We start from the raw sequence: 12,667 nt of genomic DNA, 5'->3' as shown, positions 1-12,667 counted from the left end.
CTAATCAAACTTAATACACTCTTTCAATTCTTTTTTAGTGTAGGCCAAATTGTATTGCTTTAACACTTCATCAGGTACGCCGTTCCATTGGTTAGGCGTATTGCCTTTGTAGCCTAAATCTTCAACGCCAATTTCTGAAGTGTAAAAACCAGAAGCCACCAAATTTCTCAATCTATTAAAAAAAGAAACACCCTGACTGAGTTCCTTTGGTGACTTATTTGGATAAGCAATTAAATCTACCAGTTCAATTTGCTGCTTTTCGGCACATTCCCTAAACGGCTTACCGAAACGCTTCAAGCATTGCATATCAACCCAACGCAAACCGCCTCGCATAGGAACCTGGTGTTGTGGCATATCACGCACAATAAAGTCGATAAAATCTGGCACTTTAGCATCTGATGCACTACCACTTACCTCATCTTTTGGAATAATGATATCCGCTAGGATGGTGATCGTAGCCATTTCTTCCTTTGTGAAAAAATTCCCTTGGGCAATCAGTTGCTTTTCCCTTGCCAATTCCTCTTTAGCCCTATCGTAATTAAATACTGGATCTTCCTGTTCTTTTTGCACCGGTACCTGAGCTTTGCTGCTGCCAACTAAAGCAGTTCCCGAAATTGCGCCTACGCCCAGTAATTTTAAGGTTTCTCTCCTGTTCATTGCCTACAAGTTTTGTTTTTTCATTTCCGACATGATGTACTCACTAGCCCTCATCGAAAGAGCTAAGATAGTCCACGTAATATTTTTATCTGCTTGTGAAGTAAATGCGGCACCATCCACCACAAATAAATTCTTACAATCGTGTGCTTGGTTGTATTTGTTCAGCACCGAAGTTTTAGGATCACTTCCCATTCTAGCAGTACCTGCTTCATGGATAATTTTACCCGGCGACTCCAGACCGTAGTTATTGGCTTTGCTATAATCACCTCCCCAAGTTACAATTGCTCCCATGTTGTGCATCATTTCATCGAAGGTTTCCTTCATGTGCTTTGCTTGCAATATCTCATGCTCACTCCATTTCACATTAAATTTTAGCACCGGAATACCGTACTTATCCACTACATTAGGGTCTATTTCGCACCTGTTATCATACAAAGGAATCGCTTCGCCTCTTCCAGCCATGCCCACGCTTGCGCCATAAAAATAACGGTAATCTTCTTTTAAAGATTTACCATAACCGCCAGCCTCTTTTTGCGTGCCTCTAACCGCAAACTTACCATTTAAGCTTTCGATACCACCGCCAAAACCGTAAGCGGGTTGACTCATACCACCCCAATACTCAATGTGATAACCACGAGGGAAATCTAATTTTTTATTATCTAGCCACCAAGGCGAATAAATGTGCATCCCGCCTACTCCATCTTCGTTGTAACGTTTCCTATCAAACAGTTGCGGTAACACCCCGCCCATTGAGGCACCGGTTGAATCGTGTAAATAACGGCCAACCACATCGCTGCTATTTGCCAAACCATTTGGATGACGCTTTGATTTTGAATTAAGCAACAAACGTGATGATTCGCAAGCACTTGCAGCCAAAATTACCGTACGCCCGGTCACCTGATATTCCATCATGTCATCTTTGTTGATGTAAGAAACACCGGTAGCCAAACCTTCCTCATTGGTAAGCACTTCCCTAGCCATCGCATTTGGAATAATATCGATATTTCCTGTAGCCAAAGCTGGATAAATCAACACATTGGTTGAAGAAAAATCGGCCTTTGCCATGCTACAGTTCCTGTTACACTGTCCACAGAAAAAGCACACGCCTCTATCATCGTTTATTTTCTTGGTAAGGATAGATAACCTTGAAGGGATTACTTTAACTCCCGAAATGGCAGCTCCTTTTTTAATGAACAGCTCATGCAATCGAGGTTTGGGTGGTGGTAAAAAGAACCCGTCCGGATGATCTTCCAGCCCTTCGTTAGTACCAAAAATACCAATCAATTTGTCAACTCGATCGTAAAAGGGCTTGATATCCTCGTAGCCAATCGGCCAATTCTCTCCAAGACCATCTATATCTTTTCTTTTAAAATCCTTAGGGCCAAAACGCAATGAAATACGCCCCCAGTGGTTAGTTCGGCCTCCAAGCATCCTCGCTCGCCACCAGTCCCATTCGGTACCGGGGGCCTTGGTGTAGGGTTCGCCCTCTACGTCCCAACCGTAATAACAGGCATCAAAATCTCCAAAAGGACGAAATTTTGTGCTAGCTCCTCTACGTGGAGACTCCCAAGGGTTTTTTAACTGAGTGATATTTTGTTGGGGATCGTACATGGCTCCGGCTTCCAGTATACACACTTTTAATCCAGCTTTGGCCAAAGTATAGGCCGCCATTCCACCGCCAGCACCCGAACCTACTATTACGGCATCGTAATGTTTAGTTTGTTTTTTGATTTGCATTTAGGCTTATAAATAAGTTAGATAAGCTCAAGTTATAAGATTTTAGTGGCTTAAACAAATTTAAACAGGTACAATTAATGCAAAATGATGCGAGTGTATGGTAATAAAATGCTCACAAATCGGGATATTTATTCTCGAAGTCTTAACTTCACTTTTAAATCACAAATGATGAAGAATTTTCTATTAATTGCAATGCTGTTATCCGCTACAGCAGTAAATGCGCAACAAGAAATTAACTATGAAGTAAGTTTCCCTAATGTAGTACATCATGAAGCGGAAATAAGCATGGTTATCCCAAACGTACCGGCTAACGCCCCTCTGAAAATAAGATTCTCCAGATCATCTCCTGGACGTTATGCCACCCACGAATTTGGCAAGAACATATACAACTTTAAAGCTTTTGATGCCAATGGTAAAGCGATTGCATTAAAACAGCCCGCTGGAGATGTGTATGAAATCGCACAACCTAAAGGCAAAATTAAAATTACCTACACCATATTTGGCAACTGGATTGACGGCACCTATGCTGGATTTGACGAAGCTCATGCACATCTCAACATCCCGGCAGTTTTTGCATTTCCAGTGGGATTAGATGCCCGACCACGAACGGTAAAGCTGAGCTTCAACAACCAAAAAGATTGGAAGGTAGCGACACAATTGAAACCGCTGGGAAATGGCATTTACTATGCCAAAAACTTGCAATATTTTATGGATAGCCCCATTGAAATAGCAGCAATTAAGTCGGCAAGTTGGGAGGTGAAAAGTGCTGATGGAAAAGTGCAAACCGTTCATTTGATGGCGCATAGCGACGATGATGAAATGACTGTTTTTAACTACGCCAATATGCTGAAGAAGGTAGTGGCAGAGCAGCAAGCAATTTGGGGTGAGCTCCCTACTTTTGACTACGGACATTACTATTTCTTGCATTGCGTACACCCAAGCTACGCCGGCGATGGAATGGAGCATCGCAACTCTACTGTAATTGTACAACGTACTCCTAAAATAGCTGGCAACGAAAGCAACCTGTTAGGGACTTTTTCGCATGAGTTCTTTCACTCTTGGAATGTAGAACGTTTACGTCCAAAAACCTTGGAGCCATTTAATTTTACGCAGTCCAATATCAGTGACGAATTGTGGTTGGCTGAAGGTTTCACGCAGTATTATGGCAACTTAGTTTTAAAACGGGCGGGATTTCGCACTTTAGAAAATATTAGCAGAACTTTTAACGGTTTAGTCAATGCAGTAAGCAACTCTCCGGGCGCTAAAAATTTCTCACCTGTTCAAGCTAGCAGATATGCCGTTTTTGCAGATGCAGGAGTAGCGGTAGACGAAACGAATCAGCAAAACATCTTTACTTCATATTATACTTATGGCGCAGCGGTAGCACTAGCTTTGGATTTGCGTTTACGAAGTGACTATAATTTAACTTTAGATGATTACATGCGTGCTTTGTGGAAAGCTCATGGTAAAACGGAGATTCCTTACACCATCCCTGACTTACAAAAAGTATTAGCTACACTAACTAAAAATCCAACTTTTGCAGCTGACTTCTTCAAAAACTACGTGTATTCTACCAAAAAAGAAGACTATACAGCATTACTGTTAAAAGCAGGATTAGTATTACGTAAAGAAGCTGCTGGCAAAGCATATAGCGGCATTCGATTGCGAGACAGGGACGGAAAAGCTGTTTCCAGCGCTACGATGATTGGAACACCAGCTTACAATGCAGGTATTGATAGTGAAGACGTGATCTTGAAAGCTGATGGAACCACCATTGCTTCGGCTAAAGATTTCGAAGCTGTGACGGCAAAGCATCAACCAGGTGAAACAATTGAGCTTGTGATTAGTCGAAAGGGAGTAGAAAAGACAACTAAACTCACTTTTATTGAAAACCCTCAACTGGAACTGATTCCAGTAGAAAACACTGGCGGTACACTTACAGCCGACATGAAAGCGTTCAGAGATAAATGGTTAGAAAGCGCTATAAAGTATTAAGGAATAAGTGGACAGGAATCAGTTTAAATCTGCAAAAAAATATAAACTAAATACTAAAATCTAATTACTAGATCCTAATATTATAAAAATGAAAAAAACAATATTCGCAATGGGATTAGCAGTTGCTTCGCTAACGGCAAATGCACAAAACATTGACAAGATCATTACAAAAGATTATGTAGATCATTTGATTAAAACGCTAAGCGCCGACGATATGCAAGGGCGTAGGACATTTACTCCGGGCATTGATAAAGCGGCATCATTCATCGAAAAGGAGTTTGCCGAAATTGGCTTAAAACCATTAGATGGCCAAACGGGCTATCGCCAGACTTTTTACAAGTACCAACTTAAACCAGCCTCTACCAAAGTAACTATTGATGGCCAAGCCATTGCTAGTGAAAACATCATTGTTTATGGTAATAAATCGGAGAAGTTATCTTTCGATCAAAGCAATAGCGATGGCTGGATTAAACTTGATGAGAATAAGGATTTTATCAGTCAGTTTAGAGCATTAGCTCGCAGTGGGAAAAAGCAATTAGTATTGGTTGATGTAAAATTCGTTGATGCATTTAAACGTGTGAAAGGAATGTTGGGAAGTGAAACCGTACTAGACGAGCAGGATATCAAAAGCCCAAAAAATTCAGCAATGGTTTTTGTGCTGGATAAAGAAACCGTAAGTAATGGCTTTACAGTAGAACTGAATAACACAGTAACCAAAATGCCTTTATTTAACGTTGCAGGTGTAATTCCGGGTAAATCAAAAGCAAAAGAACTGGTGGTTTTTTCCGGACACTACGATCACCTTGGTCTGGTAAAGCCAGTTGAAGGCGACAGCATCATGAACGGTGCCGATGATGATGCTTCGGGAACTTCGGCCGTGATTGCGCTAGCCAAATACTACAAAAAATTAAATAAAAACGAACGCACCTTGATTTTCGTAGCTTTCACTGGTGAAGAAATGGGCATGTTTGGGTCTAAATACTTCTCAGAAAAATTAAATCCCGATGAAGTTGTAGCCATGTTCAACATCGAAATGATCGGAAAGGACAGCAAATTTGGTAAAAATACCGCTTTCATTACCGGCTATGATAAATCTGATTTAGGAAAAATTTTACAGAAAAACTTAGCCGGAACAGAGTTTACCTTCCACCCCGACCCATATAAGGAACAGAACTTATTCTACAGAAGCGATAACGCAACTTTAGCGGCATTAGGCGTTCCGGCCCACACTATCAGTACCGATCAAATTGATAGCGACAAATTTTACCATACCGTTAAAGATGAATACAGTTCATTAGACGTAGAAAACATCTTATCAACCATTAAAGCCATTGCTAAAAGTGCGGTGAGTATTGTTAGCGGCGCTGATACTCCTAGCCGAATCCCTAAATTGAAGTAATCATTAACGTAAATAGAAAAAGGCGTTTTCCTCCATTTGGAAAACGCCTTTTTTATTGCTGATCAATTAATTTGCGTAACTCTTGATTAAGATCTTTCATATTCATTTTGAATTCCTTCTCAAATACTTCATTAAGGGAAGTGTAAGCCATCAATCTTTTTAAACCCTTCATGCCATCTCTTTTAAAAATTGCGTTACAAATGATCCCTTGTATTGCACTCCCTGGATTGGTATAATTATCCATGTAATAGAAATCATCAAGCTTAGAAAGATCGATCTCAGGGTGCGCTTTTAAGTAACTATTTAGCCTAGCGGCATGCCAAGAAAGTGGCTTACCCAATGTGCCTCCATAAAAAACTGCCAAACCCTCGTTAAGTGGAGATTTTGGATGTAACGGATTAAGATAAATATGTACTACTTCATGAAAGTAATCTTCCCCCTTTCCAGCACAACACACTATGTTATCATCCTGATTGGAAATGCCCATAGGTTTATCTGCGTTACCCATTCCAATGGTGAAATCGAAGCCCCTAATTAACTGGATTTCGTCATAAGTATCAGCAAAGAAGTAGGTAATCTTTTTCGGAGTCAGCTGCCATTTTTGTTCCAAATCTCTAATTTGCGTCAACAAGCTTTGTGCCTTCTTCTCATCAAATTTATGATACTTAGGAAAATGATAGGTAATTGGTCCAAATGTTCTCACACTCCAACTATTTTTATAAATAGCTATTGGCTGAATGAAATACATCTTATTATTAGGCTCAACTTTAATAAACTGATTAGTGATGTACATGATGGAATTACTCTTTGTACTATCAGTCCATGAACCCAACATCTTGATATTGAATATGCCATCCTTAAGTGGTTTTAAATAATGGATGGTTTTCCTTTCCGCCATTAAATACGTTGGATAATCTCCACCTATCCCGTATACCGAAGGATCTGGATTTTTATACTTTTTACAGTCGTCTTCTCCCCAATATTCCTTATAGTCCGGAAGTTGCTTTTTACTTTTAAAAGCTGATATATAATTACTATAAAAAGCAATCACTTTTTTGTTAATTAAGGATGTGGTATCAACCCCCGGATTAATGTCAAGCTGGGCCTTTGCCGACAAAGAAAAGATCAGCAACGAAACAAGATTAAGCGTAATTTTTTTCATTCCCGTCATAATTAAATTTCTTTCTCCATCACATAATCATCCATATAAAAGCCATTGCCGATATCTAATACGGTACTGTACTTAATGTAAAACCCGGCTTTCTCGTAAAAATCCTTTGCCTTGTTAGCTTTATTCACATTCAGCTGTAAAAATTTTCCGTTTTCGGCTTTTACTTTATCAAAAACTTCGTTAATTAAGATTTTGCCAACTCCTTTACCATGCATTTTAGGCAAAACATAAAGCTTATGTAGCTTAAAAATTCGCTGCTCCAAGTCGATTATTGAAAACCCTGCAAAACCTACATCCTCATGCGCATCCGATGCAATAAAAAAAGTATGTCCTTCACGTAATTGCGCAAGTAACTCGCCTTGGTTGTACATTTTTTCCAACATGAACTCAATCTGCCCCTGCGAAATGATATCGCTGTAAGCTGCTGGCCATATCTGTTCAGCCAAGTTTCTTATGATCGATAAATCCTCTTCTTTCGCTCTCCTTAAGTAAATCATTTTTTTAGTGGTAAGTAATTAATAACCAGTTAAGTTAAAAGTAGAAAGGAAAAGTAAAACGTTTATGAAAGCCATGGATACAGTTTAAAAGTGTTTATTCTTTCTCTGCACAATTGCTGTCTAAATACTAAAATCTAACTACTAAATACTATCTATAGTAACTCTCCAACAAACAAATAAGGCGCTTGAAAGCGGAATGCAACTAACCCATCTTCTACCACTACGAATTCTCCGCTTTCCGTCTGCATCAAATTATCAGCTTCAAAATAAGCAATAATGTCTATTAAGAATACTGTGCCCGCAGGTTTCCATACGCTAAAGCCACTCTTAACTGGATAATGCTTACTGCGTTCTGTGAAAAGTACCAGATTAATATCCGGTAGGTAACATGTTAAGTCATCGAAACTATTTATTTCGCTAATTACGTTTACTGCTGGATATTTTTCTTTCACCAAAAACTCCATTGCGTCTTCAATACCTTTTCTTTGCTGAGGGATAATCCTAATATTTTCTTGCAACGGCGTTCCAGCTTCTAAGTTACCCACAATAACATCTACTTTGATACCTAACGAAACTACCTTTTCGTACTCCCCAGCGGCCACAATTACAGTTGGACTCCATTCCAGCAACTGCCCCAGGAATTCTTCATTAAAATCTCCCAGTTGATGTATATATAAAGCGGGCTCTTGTTTTTCTTTTACAATATGATGTGACGACATGGTTTCGAAGTTAAAAGTAAAAAGGTAAAAGTAAAAAGTTTCAGCTGGCAGTTTATAATCTTCAGTAAGAATTTCAACATTTAATCAAAACATTTCAACTTTGCAACATAAATACTATCTTAGGTTAATGAGCAAGAGCAAATTAGATATCTCGAAAGAAGGCGGTCCACACTTAAGGCTGCTAAGTTTAGTAGGCAACTGGGATGGCCGTACGCGTACTTGGTTTGAAAAAGATGTATTAGCCGATGAATCACCAACAAGCAGTAAAATTATTGCCCTGCTTAACAAGCGGTTTATTCGTTACGAATATCGAGGCATCATCAACGGAAAAACCCATGAAGGCCTAATGGTTTGGGGCTTCGACTTAGCCAACAATAAATGTGTTTGCAGCTGGATAGACAGCTTTCACATGGGTACTGGTATTATGTTTTCAGAAGGTGTAGAAACTCGCAATGGCTTTTCGGTTACTGGCCAATACAGCAGCGCTGAAATGCCTGAACCTTGGGGTTGGCGCACTGAATTAGAAATACTTAACTCTGATCAGTTCATCTTACGTGCTTACAATATTTCACCTAATGGGGAGGAAGCTAAAGCGGTAGAGACGATCAATTTAAGGATAGATTTGTAGCCAGTTAGCAGTTCTCAGTTTTCAGTTAACGATTACGAGTAAACTAATTTAAACACCTTAGACACCTTAGTTCATTAAGACGATTAAAAAAATAAATTAACCACTTAAACACCATCAACTTCCGTAAGGGGATTACATGTTAAAACTAAGATGTTCTTAGGTGTCTTAGGCGGTAGAATACATATTCTTGCTCAATCATTTATACAACATCGATTCAAAATTAAACCCCTTAGACATCTTCATTAAGAAGAATAAAATTTAAATTAACCACTTAAACCACCACCAGCTCCCTAAGAGGATCATATGTCAAAACTAAGATGTCCTTAGGTGCCTTAGGTGGTAGAAAACAGCAACTATTTATTTATTACTTTTTATCAGAGGCAGCTTTTTGTCCCATTTGCATGGCCATCATCTGCTTCATGGTATTGTTCATGCCATCGGTACTGCCATCAAGGAAAATCACATTGCCTTCGCTGTATTCTGCAAACTGCTTAATGGCTTCAGTCCACATGGTGAATAAAATTACCGAAGTATCTAGGTTTGCCTGTTGCATTTCATGAGCGGCGTTGGTCATACCTTTAGCTACTTCCTCCCTAAACAATGCAATACCTTGTCCGCGGAGTTGTGCTGCTTCACGTTCAGCGGTAGCAGCAATTTTAATCGCATTACCATCAGCTTCTGCTGCTTTAGTTTTAGTAATCAATAACGCCTGACCTTCATTTTCTGCTGCTGCCTTTAAATTGTGCGATGCCACTACCCTACTCATAGAGCGCATAATTTCGTCATCAAAGGTAATGTCGTTCAACTGCAAATCTTGTAAATGGTAGCCCCAGCTCTCCAACACCTGATCGATCTGATGCTTTACATGCTCCACAATTTCGTTACGCTGCGCCAATACATTTGCTTGTTTTTGCGTAGCCACATAAGCACGAATGGAACCTTCGATGGTACGGATTAAAGCCTGCATCAAATTATTCGTATCCACGAACTTAAACGCTACATTTTTAATGGTTTCTTCTTCGTGGTTTAATACGGAGTAAAGCAGCATGGCCTTGAAATAAACATTGGCCTGATCTTGTGTTACCGCTTGGAAAGAAAGTTCAACAGAACGATTTTGAATAGATATTCTAGAATGAATTACTTCGATTAATGGAATTTTAAAATTTAAACCAGGACGTAACAACCGCTGATATTTACCGAAAATAGTAACTACCGCAATTGTACCTTGTTTAACAGTTACGAAAGAACTGAACAGAACGATGAGCGCAAATACAAAAACGCCATAACCGAAATAAGCCATATGATTTGATTTTGATGAATCAATATTACTAAAAATAAGCAGTAACTAATAATAAACAGCCATTTATTGCATCACTTATAAGAATGCCTCTTAAACAAAAAAACGGCAGCAATGTTATTAGTTAACTTTATTGAAATTGGTATGAACGTAAAACGAACTTTTGGCACCATTTTAACCATTTTAGGTATTATGGGCTTAGTATATTGTGGCTGGGGATTTGTAAATCACAGCGTAGGTAACCGCGAACTCATTGTTGTAGGAGTAATTGGCCTCATTTTCTTCTTATCAGGGATTGGCTTGGTAAAAAACACCAAGGACGAATCTTAGTTTAATGGCCGCAAGTGAAGTGGCTGCTAAACTATAGTCAGACTAATCATTTACTGAAATCCGCTTGTTTTCAAATTTTAAGTTGTGACCTTTAAAATCGATATCGGTTAACGATTTAATTTTCTCAAAAGCAGCGTTGGATTGATCTAAGGTTAAACGATTGATTTTATCCTGTTTTACCGAAACGACATCGGCATAAAGAAAATCTCCCTTGGAATTTAATTTGATTTGCAACAGCGGCGCAATACCATTCGGTCCTTTCAGGCTGAACATGCCGTAAGTACAAAAATTACCTAAACTGTAAGCGATGAATTTGTTCTTGTACACTTCCACAGCTCTGGTAACATGAGGCCCATGTCCTAGCACCACATCTGCGCCAGCATCAATTACTGCGTGGGCAAAAGCGTAAACATTACCCCTATTTTCTTTATAAAATACTTCTGTCTGGCGAGTAACATGTTCAAATTTGGCACCCTCTCCACCACCATGAAAAGATACAATTACAATATCCGCTTGTGCTTTTAAGGAAGCTACAAGTGCTTTCGCTTCGTCAATTTTTCTGATGTCAACGGTATTTTCATTCGGTGCAAAAGCTGCAAAGGCGTATTTAACACTATCCACTGTAAAAAACGCAGCAGGCTTTTGTACCTGTCCAGCATAATTGATTTCTAGTGAATCTAGAATCTTCGCCGTATTTTTTCTGCCCCTGTTATCGAAATCTCCAACATGATTGTTAGCTACACTTAGCACATTGAAGCCAGCTTTTTTAAAGATTCTGGCATATCGGTCGGGCATCCGGAAAGCATAACAGTTATTGGGGTTGATGCCATTGCATTTAGAAGAACTTCCCGAGTTTAGGAAACAACCTTCCAAATTCCCGAACACCACGTTTCCTTTCAAAAAAGTATCAACTTCTTTAAAACTGTTAACGGCATCGTCAGGTGGTAAATTTAATTTGCTAGGGAAAGCAGAACCCAACATGATATCGCCAACGGCAACAATGCTAATGGTATCTGCAATTTTTCTTTCTAACTGTATTTTCTTAGCGGTATCCGCCGTTTCCACTTGTTGGCTTTGTCGGCCTTGACAGCTAGAAACCGAATAAATTGCAATTACAATGGTAAAAAAACCAAAAATTCTTTTCATCATAGCCAAAAAAAATCCTCCCCAAAATGGGAAGGACAATCTAATATCGTAAAACTAAAATTGTAATTCAGCTTATTCTACAACGCTACCTTCACCAGGTTCTATAATTCTTCCACCTTTGTAAAAATACCTGCTGTAATAAGGGTCATTCAGATTGCTAATTACCACACCTCTCGAGCTTGATGCATGTGCAAATCTGTTTTCACCCAAATAAACTCCTACGTGAGAAATGCTTCTGCTCTTAATCTTGAAGAAAACTAAATCACCTTCTTTCAATTCATCTTTAGAAAGTGGATTTACCATGCTAAAAATATCACGAGAGTTACGTAAAATGCTAGTATTAAAAACTTTGTCGTAAATAGCTTTGGTAAACGCAGAACAATCGATACCTTTTTTAGTGTTACCACCAAAACGGTAAGGGGTACCAATCCACTCGTAAATGAACTTATATAATTTAAGGTTTGAGGTAGCGTCAACAGCCACACCCATTACTTGCGAAAAATATTGTGAAGCTAAGTTATCTGGATCTTCTACTTTTGCTGCTTCTTTGGTTTTGCTTTGAGCAAACGTTGCCGAAAAAGAGGCGAGAACGATTAACGTAGAAAACAAAAACTTTTTAATCATGTTATACTATTAAGTTTGGGTAAACAACACTTACACTTAACGTACACCACACGGGCTTATTGTTAGCGGCTCAAAATTAGGAACATCCTTTCTTTTATCCAAATATAAAAATGTTAAAACTTCAAGTTATTAACATTTCATAGGTGAATCCGTATTAAATCTAGCTTAAATAAACTAGCTAAATTTTATTTTCAGGCGCCATTTACTGTTCTTTTACACCATTAGCAAACAATGATGGTCCCAAACAATTAATTTTTTAGAAACTGTTTCGAAATTTCTGTTGACTAACATACAGGTGTCATGTTAAGCTTGTCGAAACATTCTTTAACAAGTAGTCTTCGGCAAGCTCAGACTGACAAGTAAAAAGTTTACTGAAATTTAAACAGTTCCTTAAAGTATTTAACCTTTTAAGTGATGTAAAATTAAAAATTAGGCTAAAGTGCATCTCAGCCAAATAAAATTTCTGT

At 38.8% G+C, this 12,667-nt stretch carries 12 protein-coding genes; 4 read left to right on the top strand and 8 right to left on the bottom strand.

What is annotated here, in order from left to right; translation table 11 throughout:
• Both ACY2A0_RS09735 and ACY2A0_RS09730 read right to left on the bottom strand, forming a co-directional pair.
• Positions 1–657 carry a gluconate 2-dehydrogenase subunit 3 family protein gene (locus tag ACY2A0_RS09735; RefSeq protein ID WP_461789264.1) on the bottom strand — a complete coding sequence of 219 codons (657 nt, stop codon included), beginning with the start codon at positions 655–657 and terminating at the stop codon, positions 1–3.
• 3 nt (positions 658–660) lie between these two features.
• Positions 661–2,394, bottom strand: a complete 1,734-nt coding sequence (locus ACY2A0_RS09730; RefSeq protein WP_461789263.1) for a GMC oxidoreductase — start codon at positions 2,392–2,394, stop codon at positions 661–663.
• 165 nt (positions 2,395–2,559) lie between these two features.
• On the opposite strand from ACY2A0_RS09730, the gene ACY2A0_RS09725 reads away from it, so the two are divergent.
• Positions 2,560–4,389, top strand: a complete 1,830-nt coding sequence (locus tag ACY2A0_RS09725; protein ID WP_461789262.1) for a M61 family metallopeptidase — start codon at positions 2,560–2,562, stop codon at positions 4,387–4,389.
• 88 nt (positions 4,390–4,477) lie between these two features.
• Positions 4,478–5,788 (top strand): M20/M25/M40 family metallo-hydrolase, encoded by a 1,311-nt coding sequence (locus ACY2A0_RS09720; protein WP_461789261.1) that lies wholly within the window; start codon positions 4,478–4,480, stop codon positions 5,786–5,788.
• A 52-nt stretch (positions 5,789–5,840) separates the two neighbouring features.
• On the opposite strand, the gene ACY2A0_RS09715 is transcribed toward ACY2A0_RS09720, so the two are convergent.
• The 3 genes from ACY2A0_RS09715 to ACY2A0_RS09705 all read right to left on the bottom strand — a co-directional run bounded on the left by ACY2A0_RS09715 (position 5,841) and on the right by ACY2A0_RS09705 (position 8,175).
• Positions 5,841–6,950 (bottom strand): hypothetical protein, encoded by a 1,110-nt coding sequence (locus tag ACY2A0_RS09715; RefSeq protein ID WP_461789260.1) that lies wholly within the window; start codon positions 6,948–6,950, stop codon positions 5,841–5,843.
• Positions 6,951–6,961: 11 nt separating this feature from the next.
• The gene (locus tag ACY2A0_RS09710) at positions 6,962–7,456 is read right to left on the bottom strand and encodes a GNAT family N-acetyltransferase (RefSeq protein ID WP_461789259.1); all 495 of its coding nucleotides are present in this window, start codon (positions 7,454–7,456) and stop codon (positions 6,962–6,964) included.
• A gap of 152 nt (positions 7,457–7,608) precedes the next feature.
• The gene (locus ACY2A0_RS09705) at positions 7,609–8,175 is read right to left on the bottom strand and encodes a thiamine pyrophosphokinase (RefSeq protein ID WP_461789258.1); all 567 of its coding nucleotides are present in this window, start codon (positions 8,173–8,175) and stop codon (positions 7,609–7,611) included.
• 127 nt (positions 8,176–8,302) lie between these two features.
• Between ACY2A0_RS09705 and ACY2A0_RS09700 the strand changes: the two genes are divergently transcribed.
• Positions 8,303–8,803 carry a DUF1579 family protein gene (locus ACY2A0_RS09700; protein ID WP_461789257.1) on the top strand — a complete coding sequence of 167 codons (501 nt, stop codon included), beginning with the start codon at positions 8,303–8,305 and terminating at the stop codon, positions 8,801–8,803.
• A 364-nt stretch (positions 8,804–9,167) separates the two neighbouring features.
• Here ACY2A0_RS09700 and ACY2A0_RS09695 read toward each other — a convergent pair whose 3' ends face one another.
• Entirely contained in the window at positions 9,168–10,103 is a 936-nt protein-coding gene (locus ACY2A0_RS09695) for an SPFH domain-containing protein (protein ID WP_461789256.1), read from the bottom strand.
• Positions 10,104–10,214: 111 nt separating this feature from the next.
• On the opposite strand from ACY2A0_RS09695, the gene ACY2A0_RS09690 reads away from it, so the two are divergent.
• A complete protein-coding gene (locus tag ACY2A0_RS09690) occupies positions 10,215–10,430 on the top strand; it encodes a hypothetical protein (RefSeq protein WP_461789255.1) in 216 nt (71 codons plus the stop codon).
• A 42-nt stretch (positions 10,431–10,472) separates the two neighbouring features.
• On the opposite strand, the gene ACY2A0_RS09685 is transcribed toward ACY2A0_RS09690, so the two are convergent.
• Both ACY2A0_RS09685 and ACY2A0_RS09680 read right to left on the bottom strand, forming a co-directional pair.
• Complete coding sequence (locus ACY2A0_RS09685) at positions 10,473–11,579, bottom strand: CapA family protein (protein WP_461789254.1); 1,107 nt, start codon at positions 11,577–11,579, stop codon at positions 10,473–10,475.
• 69 nt (positions 11,580–11,648) lie between these two features.
• Positions 11,649–12,200, bottom strand: coding sequence for a C40 family peptidase (locus tag ACY2A0_RS09680; RefSeq protein WP_461789253.1), 552 nt, complete (start codon positions 12,198–12,200; stop codon positions 11,649–11,651).
• Positions 12,201–12,667: the final 467 nt, after the last annotated feature.

Source organism: Pedobacter sp. (genome assembly GCF_965249885.1).
GTDB lineage: Bacteria > Bacteroidota > Bacteroidia > Sphingobacteriales > Sphingobacteriaceae > Pedobacter.
Note: the sequence above shows the minus strand (reverse complement) of the source record. Positions and strands in the feature narration are given on the sequence as shown.

Coding starts and splice junctions, on each gene's coding strand:
- ACY2A0_RS09690 (WP_461789255.1), top strand. CDS start 10,215: ATGTTATTAGTTAACTTTATTGAAATTGGTATGAACGTAAAACGAACT.
- ACY2A0_RS09720 (WP_461789261.1), top strand. CDS start 4,478: ATGAAAAAAACAATATTCGCAATGGGATTAGCAGTTGCTTCGCTAACG.
- ACY2A0_RS09695 (WP_461789256.1), bottom strand. CDS start 10,103: ATGGCTTATTTCGGTTATGGCGTTTTTGTATTTGCGCTCATCGTTCTG.
- ACY2A0_RS09685 (WP_461789254.1), bottom strand. CDS start 11,579: ATGATGAAAAGAATTTTTGGTTTTTTTACCATTGTAATTGCAATTTAT.
- ACY2A0_RS09700 (WP_461789257.1), top strand. CDS start 8,303: ATGAGCAAGAGCAAATTAGATATCTCGAAAGAAGGCGGTCCACACTTA.
- ACY2A0_RS09725 (WP_461789262.1), top strand. CDS start 2,560: ATGATGAAGAATTTTCTATTAATTGCAATGCTGTTATCCGCTACAGCA.
- ACY2A0_RS09680 (WP_461789253.1), bottom strand. CDS start 12,200: ATGATTAAAAAGTTTTTGTTTTCTACGTTAATCGTTCTCGCCTCTTTT.
- ACY2A0_RS09730 (WP_461789263.1), bottom strand. CDS start 2,394: ATGCAAATCAAAAAACAAACTAAACATTACGATGCCGTAATAGTAGGT.
- ACY2A0_RS09715 (WP_461789260.1), bottom strand. CDS start 6,950: ATGAAAAAAATTACGCTTAATCTTGTTTCGTTGCTGATCTTTTCTTTG.
- ACY2A0_RS09705 (WP_461789258.1), bottom strand. CDS start 8,175: ATGTCGTCACATCATATTGTAAAAGAAAAACAAGAGCCCGCTTTATAT.
- ACY2A0_RS09735 (WP_461789264.1), bottom strand. CDS start 657: ATGAACAGGAGAGAAACCTTAAAATTACTGGGCGTAGGCGCAATTTCG.
- ACY2A0_RS09710 (WP_461789259.1), bottom strand. CDS start 7,456: ATGATTTACTTAAGGAGAGCGAAAGAAGAGGATTTATCGATCATAAGA.